The organism is Thauera sp. DNT-1 (assembly GCF_055393985.1).
Map to the genome: position 1 here is coordinate 1369095 of NZ_AP043752.1, position 19127 is coordinate 1388221.

The window sequence follows — 19127 nt, forward strand, 5'->3', positions numbered from 1 at the left end:
CCGGCGCTCAGGCCACGTAGCCCTGCATGCGGCTGGCGATGATGCGCGGGTTGTCGCCGTTGGCGATCCCCACCAGACCATCGACGAACATCTCGCGCTGGGTGGTCAGGGTGACGATGTGCGCGCCCAGCTTCTTGGCGATCGGCAGGAACACCAGGTTGGCGAAGCCCACGCCGTAGATCGTGGCGACGAAGGCGACCGCGATGCCGGCGCCCAGCCGCGAAGGGTCGGAGAGGTTCTCCATCACGTGGATCAGGCCCATCACCGCGCCCAGGATGCCGATCGTCGGCGCATAGCCGCCGGCCGCCTCCCAGATGCGCGCCGACATCTTCATCTGGTTCTCCCACACGCCGATCTCGACCTCGAGCACCTCGCGCAGGCGGTTGGGCTCGATGCCGTCGACCAGCAGCTGCAGGCCCTTGCGCATGAAGGGGTCGGACAGCGCCTCGATCTGGTTCTCCAGGCTCAGCAGGCCCTCCTTGCGCGCGGTCTGGCCCCAGTTCGCGACCTGCTCGATGATCGTATCGAAGGCGGGCGCCGGCGGCACGAAGACCCAGCGCGCCATGCGCATGCCCTGCATGAAGACGCGCAGCGGGCTCTGCAGCATGACCGCGCCGAGCGTGCCGCCGATCACGATCATGAACGCGGTGGGCTGGAACAGCGAGGACAGGTGACCGCCCTCGATCACCTGGCCGACGAGGATGGCGGCGATTCCGAGGGTGAGGCCGACGAGGCTGATCTTGTCCATGGTATCCGGGGGCGGCGCTGGCGGCCCCGATCAGCGGCCCGCGGCCGCGTTCTTGGGTGGGCGCCCGCGCCGGCGCGCGACCGGCATCGCCGTGCCGCCCTCGAAGACGCAGGCGCGCAGGCGAGCCACCGCCTGGCTGTGCAGCTGGCACACGCGCGACTCGGTGACGCCGAGCACCTCGCCGATCTCGCGCAGGTTGAGCTCCTCGTCGTAATACAGCGCCATCACCAGCTGCTCGCGCTCGGGCAGGTGCTCGATCGCCCCGACCAGGCGGCGGCGCAGGTCGGTGTCCTCGAGCAGGGTGAGCGGATCGTTGCCCTCCTGGGCGAGATGACGGTCGAGATAGTCGTCGTCTTCCTCGCGGTTGAAATCCTCGAGATAGACGAGCTGGTGGCCGCGCGCGTCCTGCAGCATGCGCTGGTAATCCTCCAGCGGCAGGTCGAGCGCGGCGGCGAGCTCGCTCTCGGAGGGCGGGCGGCCGTTCTGCTGCTCCAGGCTGTGGATCGCCGCCTCGATGCGGCGCATGTCGCGGCGCAGGCTGCGCGGCAGCCAGTCGTTCTCGCGCAGGCCGTCGAGCATGGCGCCGCGGATGCGCTGCACCGCATAGGTCTCGAACTGGGCGCCGAGGCCCTGCTCGTAGCGGCCGAGGGCATCGAGCAGGCCCATCATGCCGTTCTGGATCAGGTCGTCCACATCCACGCTGGCGGGCAGGCGCGACATCAACTGGTAGGCGATGCGCTTGACCAGCGGGGCGTAGTTCTCGACGAGGCCACCCTTGTCGAGCTTACCGTGTGCGTCGTACATGCATCGGGCCTGTGGGTTCTGGCAGCAGACGGGACCGTCGGCCCCCGCCCGCGTGGATAGGAGTTGTGCATTTTCCCGTAGCATCGCCGCCTTTACCAGCGCGATCTGTCACGTCGGCGGCGCATCAGGCGCGCATGACGCCGGCACGCGCCATGGCGCCGACCCGGCGCAGGAAGGCCGCGCCCGCATCGTGGGTCGAAGCCTGCAGCGGCTGCTGCAGGCCGCCGGCGATCTCGTCGCGTTCGAGTTCGCCCACCCACGCGAGCGGGACGCCCACGTGGCGGCGCACGAGCGCATCGAGACTGCGGAAGAAGGCGGTGGCGTCCGCCCGCCCGCGCGCGCGGCACACGGCCACGTGCACCGAGCCGGCTCCCGCGGCGGCAAGGCCCTTGATGGTGTGGTAGGCGTCGGTGGCGCCGCTCGCGCTCGCCTCGGCGACCACCAGTCGGCGCGGCGCGGCGAGCACGAACGGAGACGGCTCCGCAGCCTGTTCGCCGCTCGCGTGCACCAGAACGAAGCCGGCGTGGCGGTGCAGGATGCGCAGCGCCTCGATCAGGCAGGCACGGCGCGGATCGTCGAGCAGGGGCAGCGCGAGCGCCGCGGCCGCGGCCGGCACGCGGCCCACCAGGCCCGGCACCGGCTGCACGATGTCGGCGAGCGTGCTGCGGCCGTCGAGCAGCTGCAGCAGGTCCACGCCCTCGCCCACGCCGAGCGCGCCGCACAGCCTGGCGCCGCCCTCGGCCTCGTCCAGCACCAGCACACGCTCGCTGCGCCCGGCGATGCGGTGGGCGGCGAGCGCGGCGTTGTCGGCGGCGCGGCGACCGCCCGCATACAGCGCCACCACCTGGGGCGGCGCGCGGCGGAACAGCCTGCGCAGGCCGGCGGCCTGGTCTTCGCGTCCGTCGAGCATGCTCAGGCCCCTCCCGCCGCGAGCAGCATGCCGGCCTCGTCGCCCTGCAGGTGCCAGGGCGAGGCGCTGCCGTGCTCGCGCAGCGCGCGATGCAAGAGGTAGGCACGGTTGGGCAGGTGCAGGTCCTCGGGTACGCGCTGGCCGTTGGTGAGGTAGCGGATGTCGAGCTCGTGGCGCACCGCGACATCGAGCGCCGGCGCGAGCGAGGCGGCCTCGTCCACCTTGGTGAAGATGCAGCCGGCGAGGTCGCCGCCGGCATAGGCGCGCACCACGTCGTCCAGGGTGTCGCCGCGCGCGGTGGCGTTGAGCAGCAGCAGCCGGCGCACGTCGCCGGCGCCGGAGAGCATGGCCGCCTGCTCGGCCACCATGCGGTCGCGCTGGCTCATGCCCATGGTGTCGATGAGCACCATGTGCTTGTTGCGCAGGCCGGCCAGGGTCTGGCGCAGGTCGGCCGCGTCGCGCACCGAGAACACCGGCACGCCGAGGATACGGCCGTAGATGCGCAGCTGCTCCTGGGCGCCGATGCGGTAGCCGTCGGTGGTGATCAGCGCGAGCCGGCCGGCGCCGTGGCGCACCACGCAGCGGGCGGCGAGCTTGGCGGTGGTGGTGGTCTTGCCGACGCCGGTGGGGCCGACCAGGGCATACACGCCGCCACGGTCGAGCAGATCCTCGTCCGAGGCGCAGGCCCGCATCAGGCGATCGAGGGCGGCACCCACGGCCTCGCGCGCCTCGATGCGGTCGGCGTCCTCGTGCACGGCCTCGACGAGCTTGCGCGCGATCGCCGCGGAGAACCCGGCCTCGAGCAGCTCTCCGAGCATGGCCGCGCGCGCCGGCGCCTGGCGGCGCGTCTCGCCCCAGGCGAAGCCGGCGAGCTGACGTTCGATCATGCCGCGGATGCCGGTGAGCTCGGCCATCAGGCGGGCGTTGGTCTCCTGCAGTTCGCGCACGCGCGCGCTGCCGAATTCGTCGGCGTCGGAGCGCGCGGCACGACCGGAGAACACCGCCGGACCGCTCGGCGCCGGGCGGGCGGCGGTCTGGGCCGCGGCCGCCGCGCGCAGCACGCCGTCGCGGCTGCGCAGCGCGTAGTCGGCGGTCTCGATGCGTGGCGGATTGAAGGCGCGCACCACCGTCGCCGGCTCGGCGGCCGGCTGCGCGACGGGGCGGGAAGCGTTGCGCGCGGCGCTGGCCGCCAGCGCGGAAAGGCTCACGCGGAAGTCGGCGTCGTCGGCGCTGCGCGCCGCCGCGGCCGGCATCTCGACCGCTGCCGGCCGGACCTCCCCGCCCGCACGCGCCACCACCGCCGCCCGATTGGCCGCCTGCAGCGCGCCGACCGCCTCGCCCGGCAGCGCGAGGATCTCCACCCCGCCTTCGACGGCGCGGTTGGACAGCACGATCGCATCCGGACCGAGGGCTTCCTTGAGCGCGCGGAGCGCCTCGCGGGCGGTGGGGGCAAAGTAGCGTTTGACGTTCATGGCGAATCTCCCGGTGGCCGTCGTCGACCACTGCTTGATGAGGATTATCGCGAGGCCGGGTCAAGCGCCTGGGGTGGAATAAAGCGGGTTTCCGGGGTCAATTCGGGAGACGGGGAGCGCGCACCGGCGGCAGCGATCGTGGCCCCGCAGCCGTGTCGGGAAGCGCGAGCATTGTCCGCAGGCGCGCCGCGAGTCGCGATCGCGGCGCACGGAATCCGCTCCGACACGGACGAACCGCCTGATCGCGACTTGCGTCGCGCCTGCGGAGGAGACTCCGCACGCAGTGGTTCTTCGTAGGAGCGACGCGAGTCGCGATCGCGGCGCACGGAATCCGCTCCAACACGGACGAACCGCCTGATCGCGACTTGCGTCGCTCCCACGGCGACTCCGCAGGCGCGTGGGTGCTCAGCCCTGCGCGCCCACCATCGCGGTGACGCGGATGGTGCGGTTCTCCGGCACCTCGCTGTTGGAGACGACCTTCAGCGACGGCACGGCGCGGCGCAGGAAGCGCGACAGCAGCAGGCGCAGTTGCGCGGGCACCAGCAACACCGGCGGCAAGCCGACATCCTCCTGGCGCTGGGCGATCTGCGCGGTCTGGCGCAGCAAGGTATCGGCCAGGCCCGGTTCGATCGCCCCGCCCTCGCCGCCCGCAGCCATGGCCTGCATCAGGATGCGCTCCAGCCCGGGCTCGAGCGCCATCACCTGGACCTCGGCATTGCCCGGGAACAGGCCCTGCAGGATGGCGCGACCGAGCGCCTCGCGCACCCGGGTGGTGAGCTGGGCCGGATCCTGCACGCGCGGCGCGTTCTCGGCGAGCACCTCGATGATGCTGCGCATGTCGCGGATGTTGACGCCTTCCTCGAGCAGGTTCTGCAGCACGCGCTGCACGGTGCCGAGCGGCAGCAGCTTGGGCACGAGGTCCTCGACCAGCTTGGGCGATTCCTTGCCGAGGTGGTCGAGCAGGGCCTGGGTCTCCTGGCGGCCGAGCAGCTCGGCGGCGTGGTTGAGGATGACGTGGTTGAGGTGGGTCGCCACCACGGTGCTCGCGTCCACCACGGTGTAGCCGAGCGCGTGCGCCTGCTCGCGCATCGAGGCGTCGATCCACACCGCGGGCAGCCCGAAGGCGGGGTCGGTGGTCTCGCGTCCGGCAAGCGGGCCGGACACGCGCCCCGGGTTGATGGCGAGGAACTGGCCAGGATAGGCATCGCCACTGCCGACCTCGACGCCCTTGAGGGCGAGCCGGTAACCGTTGGGCTTGAGCTCGAGGTTGTCGCGGATGTGCACGGGCGCGGACAGGAAACCGACCTCCTGGGCGAACTTCTTGCGCAGGCCGCGGATGCGCTTGAGCAGCTCGCCGTCCTGGCCCTTGTCGACCATCGGGATCAGCCGGTAGCCGACCTCCAGCCCGAGCACGTCCACCTGCGAGACGTCGTTCCAGCTCGCCTCCAGATTGTCGGCGGCGGGCATCGGAACCTGCGCCGCGGCCTCGGGCGCGGCGGCGGCCGCGGCTTCCTCGGCGATGCGCTTGCGCCGCATCCAGGCCATGCCGCCGAGCGTGGCCGCGAGCAGCAGGAAGACCAGGTTGGGCATGCCCGGAATCAGGCCGAGCACGCCGATGATCGCCGCGGTCAGCACCATGACCTGCGGATTGGAGAACAGCTGGCCGATCACCAGCCCGCCGACATCGCCCTCGTCGCCCACCCGCGACACCACCAGACCGGCCGCGACCGAGACGATCAGCGAGGGGATCTGCGCCACCAGGCCATCGCCGATGGTGAGCAGGGTATAGGTGTGGGCGGCGTCGCCCACCGCCATGTCGTGCTGCATGATGCCGACGAAGAGGCCGCCGATGATGTTGATCGCCAGGATGATGATGCCGGCGACCGCGTCGCCGCGCACGAACTTGGACGCACCGTCCATGGCGCCGTAGAAGTCCGATTCCTGCGCGATCTCCTTGCGCCTGCGCTTGGCCTCCTTCTCGTCGACCAGGCCGGCGTTGAGGTCGGCGTCGATCGCCATCTGCTTGCCCGGCATCGCGTCCAGGGTGAAGCGCGCCGACACCTCGGCGATGCGGCCCGCGCCCTTGGTGATCACCACGAAGTTGATCACGGTGAGGATGATGAACACCACCAGCCCGACCGCGGTGTTGCCGCCAACGAGGAAGTTGCCGAAGGCCTCGATCACCTTGCCGGCGGCATCCGGACCGGCGTGACCCTCTAGCAGCACGATGCGGGTGGAGGCGACGTTGAGCGACAGGCGCAGCAGCGTGGTGACCAGCAGCACGGTGGGAAAAACGGAGAAGTCCAGCGGCCGCGTCGAGTACATCGCCACCAGCATCACCATCACCGAGATCGCGATGTTGAAGGTGAAGAAGACGTCGAGGAGGAAGACCGGCAGCGGCAGCACCATCATCGACAGGATGACGAGGATCAGCAGCGGCGCGGCGAGCGGGCGCAGGTTGGCAGGCGCGAGCAGCTGGCGCAGCTTGAGGGTGTCGTTCAGGGCCATGGTTCAGGCTTCATTCCGCGGGCACGCCGGGATCCATCCCGACGGGCACCGGCAAGGCAGTGGGGGCGGCAGGCGGCAGGCCGCCCTGCTTCATCCAGGCGTCGAGCTGATAGACATAGGCCATCACCTCGGCGACCGCGGTGTACAGCGCGGCCGGGATCGCCTGCTCGAGCTCGCAATGCTTGTATAGCGCGCGCGCAAGCGGCGGCGCCTCGAGCAGCGGGACTTCGCTCTCCTTCGCGATCTCGCGGATCTTGAGGGCGAGCTCTCCCCGCCCCTTGGCGACCACCACCGGCGCGCCCATCTTCGCGGCGTCGTACTTGAGGGCGACGGAGAAATGGGTCGGGTTGGTGACCACCACGTCGGCCTTGGGCACCTCGGCCATCATGCGACGGCGCGCCATCTCGCGCTGCATCGCGCGGATGCGGCCCTTGATCATCGGGTCGCCTTCCTGCTCCTTGCTCTCGCGCTTGACCTCTTCCTTCGTCATGCGCAGCTTCTTGTGGTACTGCCAGAGCTGGAAGGGCACGTCGATCGCGGCGAGCAGGCCGAGGCTGAGCACGATCAGCAGGGTGGCGAAGACGATGGTGGCGGAAAAATCCGCCATGCCGGTCTCGAGGGGCTCGACCATCAGGCTGAACAGGTGCTCGAACTCGTACCACAGCACCAGGGCGGCCACGCCGCCGACCAGTACGGACTTCAGGATGGCCTTGAACATCTCGACCAGCCCGTGCAGCGAGAACATGCGCCCCAGCCCCTGCAGCGGGTCGAGGCGGTCAAACTTGAGCCCGAGCACCTTGGGTGCGAAGACCAGACCGCCGAGCACCATCGGCGCAGCCACTGCGGCGACCATCAGCGCGACGAAGAGCGGCATCAGGGTGAGCAGCGCGCCGCCGAGCATGCGCTCGAGCATGTCGAGCATGACGTTCTCGTCGAAGGCGGCGCGGCGGTCGAAGGCGAAACCGTCGCGGAACAGCCCCATCACCCGCCCCGCCATCCAGCCCCCGAGCAACAGCAAGGTCGCCGCACCGGTCATGGTGACGAGGAAGGTCGACAGCTCCCGCGATTGCGGGACCTGGCCTTCCTCACGCGCCTGTTCCAGCCTGCGTGACGAGGGGTCTTCTGTCTTCTCGAGGTCGCTGTCTTCGGCCACGGCCGGCTCCGTCCGCCGTCGCGCCGCACCGCAGGAATACGGGCGCGCGGCGACGTGTGCGGATTATCGGCCGATGCCGGCAAGGGCCGGACGCAGAAAACGTGGTGGAAAGCGGCGCAATTCGGCGCTTTGTGCGAGCGCCGCCGAGACCGCGCCGATCATCCCGGCCGTGTCCCGGCGCGGGCTTTCGATCCGCCCGGGCGCCCTTCAGCGCGGCGCGGGCAGGCGGTCGATACCGCGCAGCAGCGCACCCGCAGCGATCCCGCGCTCTTCGAACCAGCCGGCGTTCATCTCGAGCGCGAAGCGCGCCGGCGCGGCCGCGCAGTGGTTGACCTCGGTGCGCGGCGCCATGCGCTCGATGTTGAGGATCTTCCCCCTGGCATCGATGAAGGCGACCGAGAGCGGCAGATGCGTGTTGCGCATCCACATGCAGTGCGCCCCCTCCTCCGGAAACACGAACACCATGCCGCGATGCAGCGGCATCGCCACGCGGTGCATCAGCCCGGTCTGGCGTGCCTCTGCGGTATGGGCGACCTCGGCCTCGATGCGGTACATGCCGGCCCCGAGTTCGGCCACCGGCAGGCTGGCGCCCCCCCCCTGCGCCGCGGCGGAGAAGGCGGCCGCGCACAGGACCGAGGCGATCGAGGAACGGAGAACGGAGGAGCGTTTCTTCATCGCGGAACAGGCCCGAAAAAGCATGGAGGCCGCGAGTTTAGCGCGCGCCGAGGAGTAAGGCGCGAGACGTGAGGCGCAAGGAGCGGAACCGCCACAGCCGGGAAGTCCGCGAGCGCCCCCGGACCCACCGCGCCTCGCACCTCACGCCTCACTCCTTACGTCGCCAGCATCTCCTGATGCTTGCCGCCCACGCCGAGGTAGGCATCGATCACGCGCCGGTCGCCGGCGAGCTCGGAGGCGGGGCCCTCCATGGCGATCCCGCCGGTCTCGAGCACGTAGGCGTAGTCGGCCACCTGCAGCGCAGCCCGGGCGTTCTGCTCGACCAGGAGGATGGACACCCCGCGGCTGCGCAGTTGCGTGACGATGCGGAAGATCTCGCGCGTGATCAGCGGCGCCAGCCCCAGGCTGGGCTCGTCGAGCATCAGCAGCTTGGGCTTGGCCATCAGCGCGCGACCGACCGCCAGCATCTGGCGTTCGCCGCCCGAGAGGGTGCCGGCCATCTGCGTGCGACGTTCGCGCAGGCGCGGGAAGAGCGCGAAGATCTCTTCCATGGTCTGCGCGTGGTCGCGCAAGCCCATGCGGTAGCGCTGGAAGGCACCCAGCACGAGATTGTCCTCGACGCTCATCTCGCCGAAAAGCTCGCGCTTCTCCGGGACCAGGTTCATCCCGCTCGCGACCATGGTCTCGACCTCCGGCGCCACCATCGCCACGCTGTCGAACTCGATGCGACCACGCGAGGGCAGCAGCCCCATGATCGCCGACAGCATGGTGGTCTTGCCGGCGCCGTTGGGGCCGATCACGGTGACGATCTGGCCCTCCCCGACCGTGATGCTGGCGTCGGTGAGCGCCTCGACCTTGCCGTAGGAAACGCACAGGCCTTCGACCCGCAGTACCGGGCGATCGCTAAGGTTCTTCGTCGCCATCAGTCTTCTCCTCCGAGATAGGCCGCGAGCACGGCCGGGTCGCGCTGCACGTCCTCCGGCAGGCCCTCGGCGATCTTCTCGCCGAACTCCATCACCACCACGCGATCGACCAGGCCCATCACGAAGTCCATGTCGTGCTCGACCAGCAGCACGCCCATGCCTTCGCCGCGCAGCTTGCGCAGCAGGTCGCCGAGCGCTTCCTTCTCCTTGTAGCGCAAACCGGCGGCAGGCTCGTCGAGCAGCAGCAGGCAGGGGTCGGAGGCGAGCGCACGCGCGATCTCGAGGATGCGCTGCTGGCCGAGCGCGAGGCTGCCGGCCTCGTCGAACATGTGCTCGCCCAGGCCCACGCGCTCGATCTGGCGCGCAGCCTCGGCGAGCAGGCGCGCCTCCTCGGCGCGGTCCATCCGCCACGCCGCCGACAGCACGCCGCTCGTGCCGCGCATGTGGGCGCCGATGGCGACGTTCTCGAGTACGCTCATGGTGGGCAGCAGGCGCACGTGCTGGAAGGTGCGGCTCATGCCCATGCGCGCGATCGCGCGTGAGCCCTTGCCGACCACCGACTCGCCGAGGAAACGGACCTCGCCCGAGGTCGGCGTATCCACGCCCGAAACCTGGTTGAACATCGTGCTCTTGCCCGCGCCGTTGGGACCGATCAGGGCGAGGATCTCGCCCGCCCGCACCTCCAGGCTCATGTTGTTGTTGGCGAGCAGGCCGCCGAAGCGCCGCGTGACCGCCTTGGCCTCGAGCAGCAGGCTGCCGGCGGCCGGCAGCTCGCGCCGCGGTAGCGCCAACGCATCGCGATCGACCGCCCGACGCTGTGCCGCGACCGGGATGAAGCGCTTGAACCCCGACACCAGGATCGGCCACAGCCCGCCGCGTGCCTTGTGCAGCACCAGCACCATCAGCACACCGAAGAAGATCACCTCGAAGTTGCCGCTGGTGCCGAAGAGCTTGGGCAGCAGGTCCTGCAGCCACTGCTTGAGCACGGTGATCACGCCCGCGCCGACGAGCGCGCCCCAGACGTGGGCCGCACCGCCGACGACCGCCATGAACAGATACTCGATGCCGATGTGCAGGCCGAATGGCGTCGGATTCACGAAGCGCTGCATGTGCGCGTACAGCCAGCCCGAGGCGCAAGCGAGCAAGGCGGCGAGGATGAAGATCACCATGCGCGAGCGCGCGGTGTCGACGCCCATCGCCTCGGCCATCACCATGCCGCCCTTGAGTGCGCGAATCGCCCTGCCCTCGCGCGAGTCGAGCAGGTTGCTGGTGGTCAGCACGCCGGCGAGCACGAAGAGCCAGACCAGGTAATACACCTCCTCGCCCTGGCGCAGCTCGTAGCCGAACAGCGAGATCGGCGGGATGCCGGTGAGGCCGGTGTGGCCGCCCAGAAAGCCCATGGTGCCGAACAGGAAGTACAGGCTCAGGCCCCAGGCGATGGTCGCCAGCGGCAGGTAATGCCCGGACAGGCGCAGGGTGAGCTTGCCGATCAGGAAGGCCACCACGACGGTGAGCACCAGCCCGACGAGCAGGGCGAGCCAGGGCGAGCCGCCCGCCCAGGCCAGCCAGCCGGGCAGTTCCGCCGAGGTGGTGAGCAGCGCGGTGGTGTAGGCGCCGAGGCCGACGAAGGCGGCCTGGCCGAAGCTGGTCAGGCCGCCCACACCGGTGAGCAGCACCAGCCCGAGCGCGACCATGGCATACAGGCCGATGTAGTTGAGCAGCGTGACGTAGAAGGCCGACAGCACCAGCGGCGCCACCGCCAGCAGAGCGACGAACGCGGCCATCACCAGGCGCGGAGAGAGCGCGGGTTTCATTCCTCTTCCTCCACGTGGTGGCTGGTCAGGGAGCGCCAGACCAAAACCGGGATGATCAGCGTGAACACCAGGACCTCCTTGTAGGCGCTCGCCCAGAACGAACTGAAGGATTCGAGCAGGCCGACCAGCACCGCGCCGAAGGCTGCGAGCGGATAGCTCGCCAGCCCGCCGATGATCGCGGCGACGAAACCCTTGAGGCCGATCAGGAAGCCGCTGTCGTAGTAGATCGTCGTGATCGGCGAGATCAGCACGCCCGACAGCACGCCGATCAGCGCGGCGAGCAGGAAGGTGAGCTTGCCGGCGAGCGCGGGCGGGATCCCCATCAGGCGGGCGCCGTTGCGGTTGATCGCGGTGGCGCGCAAGGCCTTGCCGTAGATCGTGCGGCCGAAGAACAGCGCGAGCGCGACGATCAGCACGACCGAAGCCGCAATCACCCAGATCGTCTGCCCGCTCACCGTCAGCGGGCCGACCTCGAAGCTCGCATCCGAGAGCGGCGGCGTGCGGTAACCCTCGGCGCCGAAGAACAGCAGGCCCAGGCCCACCATCGCGACGTGGGACGCGACCGAGACGATCAGCAGCACCAGGACCGTGGCCTCGGCGATCGGCTGAAAGACGATGCGGTACATCATCGGTCCGAGCGGCACCACCACCAGCATGGTGAGCAGGATCTGCACCGCGAGGCCGAGTTCGGTTAGCGGCAACAGGCGCAGCAGGGCAAGGACCGCAAGCGGGTAGCCGATATTGACCGCGAAGACGCTCGGCAGCTTGCGCGCCTGCCCGGCACGCAGCGCCCCGAGTCCGTCGAGGGCGGCGACGGCGACCCCGGCACCGAGCAGCAGCCAGGCCGTGGCGGGGAAGACACCGTTACCGATCATCGCAAGCGTGAGCGCGCCGTAGGCGACGAACTCTCCCTGCGGGATGAAGATCACCCGGGTGACAGCGAACACCAGTACCAGCGCGAGCGCTAGCAGCGCATAGATGGCGCCGTTGGTGATGCCGTCCTGACCGAGGATCAGTGCAATCTGAAAATCCATGGACGCGAGCCTCCGCGCGCCCCGGCCGGAAGCCGAAGCGCGATCGAGTGGACCGACTGATGGGAACGGCGCGGCCGCCGGGCCGCAAGCCCGGCGACCGCGCGGGAGCACCGCTTACTGGACGAGCTTCCAGGCGCCCTTCTGGATCTGCACCATCACGCGCGCGCGCTGGTCGAGGCCGAGGTGGTCGTTCGGACCCATCGTGAACACGCCGTGGGCCCCGGGGACCTCCTTCATGTTCTCGAGCGCGTCGCGCAGCGCCGCACGAAACTCGGCGGTGCCGGGCTGGGCCTTCTTGAGCGCCGCGGGAACGGCCGCCTGCAGCATCACGCCGGAATCCCAGGCGTGGGCGCCGAAGGTCGACACGCTGCCCTTGCCGTGCGCCGCCTCGTAGGCCTTGATGTAGGTCATCGCGCTCGCCTTGACCGGGTTGTTGTCGGGCAACTGCTCGGCGACCAGCACCGGACCGGCGGGCAGCAGCGTGCCCTCGCAGTCGGCGCCGCAGACGCGCAGGAAGTCGTTGTTCGCCACACCGTGGGTCTGGTAGACCTTGCCCGACCAGCCGCGCTCCTTGAGCGTCTTCTGCGGCAGCGCCGCCGGCGTGCCCGAGCCCGCGATGAACATGGCGTCGGGCTTGGCCGCCATCATCTTGAGCACCTGCCCGGTAACCGAGGTGTCGGTGCGGGTGAAGCGCTCGTTGGCGACGATCTTGATCCCGCGCGCCTCGGCGACCGACTTGAACTGCTCGTACCAGCCCTCGCCATAGGCGTCGGCGAAACCGATGAAGGCCACGTTCTTGACGTTGTTGCTCGTCATGTGGGAGACGATCGCGGTCGACATGTGGGAGTCGTTCTGCGGCGTCTTGAACACCCAGCGCCGCTTCTCGTCCACCGGCTCGACGATGCGGCTGGAGGCCGCCCACGCGATCATCGGGGTCTGCGATTCGGCGGCGACGTCGATCATGCCGAGCGAGTTGGGCGAGGTGGTCGAACCGAGCACCACGTCGACCTTGTCCTCGGAGACCAGCTTGCGGATGTTCTTGACCGCGCTGGTGGTGTCCGAGGCGTCGTCGAGGACGACGTAGGTGACTTTCTGCCCGGCGATCTCCTTGGGCATCAGCTCGACGGTGTTGCGCTCGGGGATGCCGAGCGAGGCGGCCGGCCCGGTGGCCGAGACGGTGATGCCCACCTTGAGCTGGGCATGGGCGGCGCCCGCCGCAAAGGCAAGACCGAGCGCGACGAACAGCGTCTTCTTCAGTTTCATGGTATCTCCTCCGGTCGTTATGGATTAGGCGACCAGCCTGACCATGACGGGCCGCCCTTCTTGCCACCCGATGAAACCCGATACCTGCAGTTCCACGAAAAGCGCCTCAATGGTAGACGATTCCGGGCCCTGCGGGCGTGATGCATGCTACGCGCAAAGCGGCTTCCCAGGCCGCTTTGCGATGTTTCAGACGTACTGCCCGGCGTCCACCCGGATGACCTCGCCGGTGATCATGCGCGCCATGTCCGAGAGCAGGAAGACGACGGCTGCGGCGATATCGTCCGGGGTGGCGAGCTCGCGCATCACCGACTCCTGCAGCGCGCGCTCGAGCACCTCGGCCGGCAGCGCGCGCGCCATCTCGGTCATCACCATGCCGGGCGCAACCGCGTTGACGGTGATGCCCTTGGGGCCGAGTTCGCGCGCCGCGGTCTTGGTGAGGCCGATCATGCCCGCCTTCGCCGCGGTGTAGTTGGCCTGGCCGAACTTGCCGCGCAGGCCGTTGATCGAGGTGATGTTGACGACCCGGCCGCGGCCGGCCGCGATCATGCCCGGCGCGCAGGCGCGCAGCATGTGGAATGCGCCGCTCAGGTTGACGTCGAGCACCGAGCGCCATTCCTCGTCGCTCATCTTGAGCAGGCTGCGGTCGCGCGTGATGCCGGCGTTGTTGACCAGCAACGTCGCCGGCTCGGGCAGCTGCGCCACCGCGTCGGCCACCGACTGCGCGTCGGCCACATTCACCCGATGCAGCACGCCCGCCGACTCGTTGCTGTCGGTCATGTCGAAGACATGCACGCGCGCGCCGGAGGCGACCAACGCGTCGGTGATCGTGCGTCCGATCCCGCGCGCGCCGCCGGTGACGATCGCCACCTTCCCAGCCAGTTCTCCGCTAAAACCCATGAGCCGCTTCCCCTCTGGATGTGCATATGCCCGGAGCCCGCTTGCGCGGACCCCGGGCCGGTTGATGCCGAGCGCTCAGACGAGCGGGCGCGACAGCGAGAGCTGCTGGCCGGGACGGAAGCCGCAGCGGTCGAGGAAGCGCAGCAGGTCGAAGCGGTTCCACTCGACCTCGGTGCGCACCGACTCGACGTGCAGCGAGGTCAGGTTGGCGAGCAGCTGCGACACCAGCGCACGGCCGACGTGCTTGCCGCTGGCCGCCGCATCGACGCCGATGGTGTCGATCACGGCAGCAGTGGCCGCGCGGCCGAACTCGCCGAAGTCGACCCGCGCCATCAGGAAGCCGGCGACCATGCCGTCCTGCTCGGCGACGACCGAGACGCGGACGCCGGACTCGCCGAGGGCCTCGTCGAACTTGCGCCGGTAGTAGGCGCTGCGGTCGTGGCCTGTGGTGCGGCGGTCGATGCGCACGACGGCGTCGAAGTCGGCCGCGGTCAGCGAGCGCACCGGGATGCGGTCGCGCGACAAGGCTTCGGCGTCATCCTGGCTGGCGTCGCTGTAGTCGGGCTCGGTGTTGAACTGGTCCAGCAGTTGCTTGGTGGTGGGATGCGGACGCGTGGTCATCGCTGATCTCCAGGTTGTCGTTTCCGGACGTGAACTCAGAAGTTCACGTATTCGGTCGGGCGCTCGAGCACCAGCCGCGGCGACAGGCGGAAGCCGGCCGCGGAGAAGAACTCGACCAGACCGGGACGATCCCATTGCGCCTGGGTGCGCATCTCGCTGGCGCCGCGTTCGCGCGCGCTGCGGTCGAACTCGCCGACCAGCTTGCGGGCGAGGCCCTGGCGCTGGGCCGCGGGGTCGATCGCCACGGCGTCGAGCACCGCGACGCGTTCCAGGCCGCCGAATTCGCCGTCGAGCAGGTGGCCCAGCAGGAAACCGGCGACCTCGCCGCCACGCTCGGCCACGCAGGAGAAGAATCCCGTGGGGCTCTGCTGCTCGGCCTGGAGGCGGCGCTCGAAGAAGCCGGCGCGGCTCTCGCCGCCATTGGTCGCGTCGAGGCGGGTGACCGCCGCCAGGTCGCCGGCGGCCAGCGGCCGCAGCTTGATTTCGGTATTCGCAGTCATTGCGTCTCCCTGAGATGACTGGGGCGGAGGGCCGCCATCGGCCCCCTCCGCCGGTGGATCAGTGCAGGCTGTCGTACTTGGCCTGCAGTTCGTCCTGCGATTCGCGGTAGTCCGGGTGATCCTTGATGCAGTCGGCCGGGCAGACGAGCTTGCACTGCGGCTCGTCGAAGGCACCGACGCACTCGGAGCACTTGCCCGGATCGATCACGTAGATCGGGTTGCCGGCGGTGATCGCCTCGTTCGGGCACTCCTCGACACAGGCATCGCACGCGGTGCAGTCGTCATTGATGAGCAGGGCCATGATGGCTTCCTCCTGTAGGCTGGTTTCAGGCCGCGGCGGCGAGCTGCTGCCCGCCCAGGCGCGCGAGTTTCTCGTGGCGGAAGGCACCCCACAGGGCCGCGCCGATCGCACCGGCGAAGGGCGAGTCCGGGTGGTTGAACGCAGTCACGTTCATCTTCTGCTCCTTGACCGACTCGTTGAGGGTGTTGAGCAGGCCCTCGTCGAGCGCCAGGCCGCCGGTGCAGAGCACCACGCCCTCGCGCGCGCCGATCGACTTGAGCAGCTTGGCCAGGCGACCGGCCATCGAGATGTGGATGCCCTTCAGGATGTTGGGCGCCGTGATGCCGCGCGACACCATGTTGATGACGTCGGTCTCGGCCAGCACCGCGCAGATGCTCGACACCACCTCGGGGTTGTCGGCCTGGTTCGACAGCGAGCCGATCTCGTCCTGGGCGATGCCGAGGTAGCGCGCGATGTTCTCGAGGAACTGCCCCGAGCCCGAGGCGCACTGGCTGGTCATCTTGTAGGTCTCGACCTTGCCGCGCTCGTCGTTGCGGATCGCCCGCCCGTGCAACGCGCCGATGTCGAGCACCGCGCGCGCTTCCGGGTTGAGGTAGACCGCGCCACGCGCATGGGTCGTCATGGAGTAGAAGTGGCCGGTGTGGAAGTGGAGGCTCTCGCCCTCGCCGGTGGTGGCGACGTAATCCACGTCGGACGCCTTGAGGCCGGCCTCCTCGAGGAGCGCGTGGTAGGCCTCCTCGGCGAGCTTGAAGGGATCGCGCTGACGGATGCGGTCGTTGCGCTTGCCCAGCCACTCGGTCTTGTCGCCCTCGACGCGGAAGAGGACGGTCTTGACGGCGCCGGTGCCGATGTCGATGCCTGCGGTGATGGTCATTTTCAAGCCTCCACGACGGCGCGACGGGCGAATTCGGAAGCCCCAAGCGCACCGGTATAGATCGAATCGGGGTCGATGTTGATCTTCACCTCCCCGTAGTTTTCCTTGACGAGCTGGCGCAACTCCTTGACTGCGGCCTCGTTCTTGGCCACGCCGCCGGTGAAGGTGAACTCGTCGGTGATGCCGCCCGAGCGCGAGATGATCGACATCGCGCGCAGCATGATGGCGCGGTGCAGGCCGGCGAGGATGTCCTCGCGCTTGTCGCCCAGCGCCAGGCGGTCGCGCAGCTCGGCGCCGGCGAACACGGTGCAGGTCGAGTTGATGCGGATCGACTTGGTCGCCTTCATCGCGAGCGGGCCGAGTTCGTGCAGGCCCATGTTCATCTCGTCGGCGACGTAGCCCAGATAGCGGCCGGTGCCGGCGGCACAGCGGTCGTTCATCTGGAAGTTCACCACGATGCCCTTCTCGTCGATCTGGATGCCCTTGGTGTCCTGGCCGCCGATGTCGAGCACCGTGCGGGTCTTCGGATACATCAGGTGGGCGCCCAGGCCGTGGCAGAGGATCTCGGAGCGGATGTGCTCCTTCGGGAAGGGCAGGCGGACGCGGCCGTAGCCGGTGCCGACCACATAGCGCTCGACCATGTCCACATCGAGCGCCGCATCGATCGGCGCGCCGAGCGCGGCGGTGTCGAGGGCGCTGGACATCTCCCCACGAACCCGCTCCATCGCGGTGCGGAACTTGCGGTTCATGTCACCCGAAGGCGGACGGTTCTCGACCTCGATGATCGACTTGTCGTACATGTGCAGCAGGGTGTCGAAGGGGATCCCGGCATCGCGCGCCACTTCCTCACCGATCTGCATGAAGCGCGAACCGGCCAGATCGCGGAAGAAGTCCGATTTGCGCTGCGCCGTGGGTGCGAACAGCTTGTCGGCTTCTTCCTCGCGCAGGCGGCGGAAGACTTCGGTCAGCGCACCGACGATCACTTTTTCCTTGCCGGCGAAGCGCGGGCCTTCGACGTTGGCGATGCAGGTCTGCTCGAGGTCGCCGAGCTGCTCGACGAACTGCTCGCGGCGGAAGTTGCGCGTCAGGCCGGCGAGGATCTCGTCTACCCGACCGGCGACGGCCGGCACCTTCTCGAGCTCGCGACGGATCAGGCTCAGGCGCGCATCGATGAACGCCTCGAGCTTGGAGACGCGTGCGGCGGTGTCATAGTTCGAGCGCGAGTTGGTGATGCCGCGACCGAGCACCTGCCCCTTGTCGTCCATGACGACCGCCTTGGTCGTGGTGGACCCCAGATCAATTCCGACGAAACATTCCATGGTTCGCTCCTTACGCGGCTGCCAGCGACGCGCCGCTGCGTTTCTGATCGACCATCTGGAAGTAGCTTTCCAGACGGTTCTTGACGTTTGCGTGGGAGAAGTAGCGCGGATCGACGAGGTCGGTCTCGATGAACGCCGCCGGCTTGCCGGTCCGCTTCTCGATCTCGCGCATCATCAGCAGCTGACCCGCCGAGAAGCTGTTGCAGCTCTTGATCGAGTTGATCAGCAGGCCATCGGCCTGGTAGTCGTTCATGTACTTCTCGAGCAGTTCGACGCGCTGCGGCAGGTTGTTGTTGGTGTAGCAACCCAGGCAGTAGTCGGCCAGCGTGCCCAGCGGATCGTTCGGGTCGTGACGGAAGCCCTGGTCGTAGAGGCCGCCCACCTTGGTGTAGGAGCTCGCCACCACCACCGCGCCCTCGTCGTAGAAGAGCTTCCAGAACTCGCGGAAGCTGGTCCAGTTCGGCGGACCCTCGACGACCAGGCGGTACTTCTCTTCCTTCATGTCGCCTTCGGGCGTGATCGGGCCCTTGCCCTCGCGGATGCGCTGCTCGATCTCCTTGCGCACCAGGTCGTAGTACTCGACCGCGTCGGTGGTGCCGCGGAAGGCGGTGAACATCGGGCCGATGTAGTACACGCCGCCGAAGTAGGCATCGATCGGCGAGGGACGGTTCTTCGCGCTCTCCAGCACCCAGACCAGGTTGTCCTCGGCCTTGGCCGAGTTCTTCAGGTATTCGCGCAGGCGGTCGATGTCGAACTTGACGCCCGAGACCTTCTCGAACATCGGGATGACTTCTTCCTTGAGCTGCTTGACCACGAAGTCACGCATGTTCTTGGTGATCTTGCCGTCGCCCTGATACGGGATCTGCAGCATCACCGTCGGACACTTGTACTCGTGGCGCAGCAGCTCGAACCACTTCATGAAGGTGAAGCAGCCGGTGTAGGACAGCAGCAGCATGTCCGGCGCGGGCATCGGCTTGCCGTTGGGCGCGATGTTGCCGCGGCCCATCATGCCGATGTCGGCCTTGACGTAGGTGCACACGTCCTCGGAGTGGCCCGCCTTCTCGGCGTCCATGATCATGCCGCCGGAAACCTTGCGCATGCCGTTCTGGATGGCGTTGGTCTCGGGCAGGTTGTTGACCATGTCGAAGCACATGATCAGCTCGTTCAGGTTGCCCGGGACGAAGGTCGACACGACCTTCTCGCCCGACTCCTTGGTGCCGGTGAGACGATCGTAGTTGCCGGCGATCATCTCCTTCTGCTTCACCATCGAGGGTTCTTTGATGACTTCGGGGGAGGTGGCTGCGCTCATGA

The 19127-nt window shown here is 68.8% G+C and carries 18 protein-coding genes; all 18 read right to left on the reverse strand.

Going from position 1 to position 19127, the window contains the following annotated elements:
* Window positions 1-7: 7 nt before the first annotated feature.
* The 18 genes from ACZ5PP_RS06355 to bcrB all read right to left on the reverse strand — a co-directional run bounded on the left by ACZ5PP_RS06355 (window position 8) and on the right by bcrB (window position 19125).
* Window positions 8-748, reverse strand: a complete 741-nt coding sequence (locus ACZ5PP_RS06355; RefSeq protein ID WP_004305500.1) for a flagellar motor protein — start codon at window positions 746-748, stop codon at window positions 8-10.
* Between the two features lie 30 nt (window positions 749-778).
* Entirely contained in the window at window positions 779-1552 is a 774-nt protein-coding gene (locus ACZ5PP_RS06360) for an RNA polymerase sigma factor FliA (RefSeq protein ID WP_004305488.1), read from the reverse strand.
* A 124-nt stretch (window positions 1553-1676) separates the two neighbouring features.
* The gene (locus ACZ5PP_RS06365; RefSeq protein WP_012585749.1) at window positions 1677-2462 is read right to left on the reverse strand and encodes a MinD/ParA family ATP-binding protein; all 786 of its coding nucleotides are present in this window, start codon (window positions 2460-2462) and stop codon (window positions 1677-1679) included.
* Between the two features lie 2 nt (window positions 2463-2464).
* Window positions 2465-3934: a flagellar biosynthesis protein FlhF gene (flhF, locus tag ACZ5PP_RS06370; protein ID WP_464826901.1), complete on the reverse strand. Its 1470-nt coding sequence runs from the start codon at window positions 3932-3934 to the stop codon at window positions 2465-2467.
* Window positions 3935-4339: 405 nt separating this feature from the next.
* Window positions 4340-6442 (reverse strand): flagellar biosynthesis protein FlhA, encoded by a 2103-nt coding sequence (flhA, locus tag ACZ5PP_RS06375; protein ID WP_004303043.1) that lies wholly within the window; start codon window positions 6440-6442, stop codon window positions 4340-4342.
* Between the two features lie 10 nt (window positions 6443-6452).
* Window positions 6453-7595, reverse strand: a complete 1143-nt coding sequence (gene flhB / locus ACZ5PP_RS06380) for a flagellar biosynthesis protein FlhB (protein ID WP_004303041.1) — start codon at window positions 7593-7595, stop codon at window positions 6453-6455.
* A gap of 207 nt (window positions 7596-7802) precedes the next feature.
* The gene (locus tag ACZ5PP_RS06385; protein ID WP_040828669.1) at window positions 7803-8270 is read right to left on the reverse strand and encodes a DUF192 domain-containing protein; all 468 of its coding nucleotides are present in this window, start codon (window positions 8268-8270) and stop codon (window positions 7803-7805) included.
* A gap of 155 nt (window positions 8271-8425) precedes the next feature.
* Window positions 8426-9193 carry an ABC transporter ATP-binding protein gene (locus ACZ5PP_RS06390; RefSeq protein ID WP_004303038.1) on the reverse strand — a complete coding sequence of 256 codons (768 nt, stop codon included), beginning with the start codon at window positions 9191-9193 and terminating at the stop codon, window positions 8426-8428.
* Window positions 9193-11007 carry a branched-chain amino acid ABC transporter ATP-binding protein/permease gene (locus ACZ5PP_RS06395; RefSeq protein WP_004303036.1) on the reverse strand — a complete coding sequence of 605 codons (1815 nt, stop codon included), beginning with the start codon at window positions 11005-11007 and terminating at the stop codon, window positions 9193-9195. The genes ACZ5PP_RS06390 and ACZ5PP_RS06395 overlap by 1 nt, the downstream gene beginning before the upstream one ends.
* A complete protein-coding gene (locus ACZ5PP_RS06400; RefSeq protein ID WP_004303035.1) occupies window positions 11004-12041 on the reverse strand; it encodes a branched-chain amino acid ABC transporter permease in 1038 nt (345 codons plus the stop codon). The genes ACZ5PP_RS06395 and ACZ5PP_RS06400 overlap by 4 nt, the downstream gene beginning before the upstream one ends.
* Window positions 12042-12155: 114 nt before the next feature.
* On the reverse strand, window positions 12156-13304 hold the full coding sequence (locus tag ACZ5PP_RS06405; protein ID WP_004303034.1) for an ABC transporter substrate-binding protein: 1149 nt from the start codon (window positions 13302-13304) through the stop codon (window positions 12156-12158).
* 186 nt (window positions 13305-13490) lie between these two features.
* Window positions 13491-14201, reverse strand: coding sequence for a 3-oxoacyl-ACP reductase FabG (fabG, locus tag ACZ5PP_RS06410; RefSeq protein WP_012585753.1), 711 nt, complete (start codon window positions 14199-14201; stop codon window positions 13491-13493).
* 75 nt (window positions 14202-14276) lie between these two features.
* The gene (locus ACZ5PP_RS06415) at window positions 14277-14822 is read right to left on the reverse strand and encodes a GNAT family N-acetyltransferase (RefSeq protein WP_004303032.1); all 546 of its coding nucleotides are present in this window, start codon (window positions 14820-14822) and stop codon (window positions 14277-14279) included.
* Window positions 14823-14857: 35 nt separating this feature from the next.
* Window positions 14858-15322: a GNAT family N-acetyltransferase gene (locus ACZ5PP_RS06420; RefSeq protein WP_004303031.1), complete on the reverse strand. Its 465-nt coding sequence runs from the start codon at window positions 15320-15322 to the stop codon at window positions 14858-14860.
* 58 nt (window positions 15323-15380) lie between these two features.
* Window positions 15381-15623 carry a YfhL family 4Fe-4S dicluster ferredoxin gene (locus tag ACZ5PP_RS06425; protein ID WP_004303030.1) on the reverse strand — a complete coding sequence of 81 codons (243 nt, stop codon included), beginning with the start codon at window positions 15621-15623 and terminating at the stop codon, window positions 15381-15383.
* A 25-nt stretch (window positions 15624-15648) separates the two neighbouring features.
* On the reverse strand, window positions 15649-16497 hold the full coding sequence (gene bcrD / locus ACZ5PP_RS06430) for a benzoyl-CoA reductase subunit D (RefSeq protein WP_004303029.1): 849 nt from the start codon (window positions 16495-16497) through the stop codon (window positions 15649-15651).
* Between the two features lie 2 nt (window positions 16498-16499).
* Window positions 16500-17816: a benzoyl-CoA reductase subunit A gene (gene bcrA, locus ACZ5PP_RS06435; protein ID WP_004303028.1), complete on the reverse strand. Its 1317-nt coding sequence runs from the start codon at window positions 17814-17816 to the stop codon at window positions 16500-16502.
* A gap of 10 nt (window positions 17817-17826) precedes the next feature.
* On the reverse strand, window positions 17827-19125 hold the full coding sequence (gene bcrB / locus ACZ5PP_RS06440; protein ID WP_004303027.1) for a benzoyl-CoA reductase subunit B: 1299 nt from the start codon (window positions 19123-19125) through the stop codon (window positions 17827-17829).
* Between the last annotated feature and the right edge of the window lie 2 nt (window positions 19126-19127).

Coding starts and splice junctions, on each gene's coding strand:
- ACZ5PP_RS06385 (WP_040828669.1), bottom strand. CDS start 8,270: ATGAAGAAACGCTCCTCCGTTCTCCGTTCCTCGATCGCCTCGGTCCTG.
- ACZ5PP_RS06390 (WP_004303038.1), bottom strand. CDS start 9,193: ATGGCGACGAAGAACCTTAGCGATCGCCCGGTACTGCGGGTCGAAGGC.
- bcrB (WP_004303027.1), bottom strand. CDS start 19,125: ATGAGCGCAGCCACCTCCCCCGAAGTCATCAAAGAACCCTCGATGGTG.
- ACZ5PP_RS06395 (WP_004303036.1), bottom strand. CDS start 11,007: ATGAAACCCGCGCTCTCTCCGCGCCTGGTGATGGCCGCGTTCGTCGCT.
- ACZ5PP_RS06425 (WP_004303030.1), bottom strand. CDS start 15,623: ATGGCCCTGCTCATCAATGACGACTGCACCGCGTGCGATGCCTGTGTC.
- flhF (WP_464826901.1), bottom strand. CDS start 3,934: ATGAACGTCAAACGCTACTTTGCCCCCACCGCCCGCGAGGCGCTCCGC.
- ACZ5PP_RS06355 (WP_004305500.1), bottom strand. CDS start 748: ATGGACAAGATCAGCCTCGTCGGCCTCACCCTCGGAATCGCCGCCATC.
- flhA (WP_004303043.1), bottom strand. CDS start 6,442: ATGGCCCTGAACGACACCCTCAAGCTGCGCCAGCTGCTCGCGCCTGCC.
- ACZ5PP_RS06365 (WP_012585749.1), bottom strand. CDS start 2,462: ATGCTCGACGGACGCGAAGACCAGGCCGCCGGCCTGCGCAGGCTGTTC.
- ACZ5PP_RS06400 (WP_004303035.1), bottom strand. CDS start 12,041: ATGGATTTTCAGATTGCACTGATCCTCGGTCAGGACGGCATCACCAAC.
- ACZ5PP_RS06405 (WP_004303034.1), bottom strand. CDS start 13,304: ATGAAACTGAAGAAGACGCTGTTCGTCGCGCTCGGTCTTGCCTTTGCG.
- fabG (WP_012585753.1), bottom strand. CDS start 14,201: ATGGGTTTTAGCGGAGAACTGGCTGGGAAGGTGGCGATCGTCACCGGC.
- bcrD (WP_004303029.1), bottom strand. CDS start 16,497: ATGACCATCACCGCAGGCATCGACATCGGCACCGGCGCCGTCAAGACC.
- ACZ5PP_RS06360 (WP_004305488.1), bottom strand. CDS start 1,552: ATGTACGACGCACACGGTAAGCTCGACAAGGGTGGCCTCGTCGAGAAC.
- bcrA (WP_004303028.1), bottom strand. CDS start 17,816: ATGGAATGTTTCGTCGGAATTGATCTGGGGTCCACCACGACCAAGGCG.
- ACZ5PP_RS06420 (WP_004303031.1), bottom strand. CDS start 15,322: ATGACTGCGAATACCGAAATCAAGCTGCGGCCGCTGGCCGCCGGCGAC.
- ACZ5PP_RS06415 (WP_004303032.1), bottom strand. CDS start 14,822: ATGACCACGCGTCCGCATCCCACCACCAAGCAACTGCTGGACCAGTTC.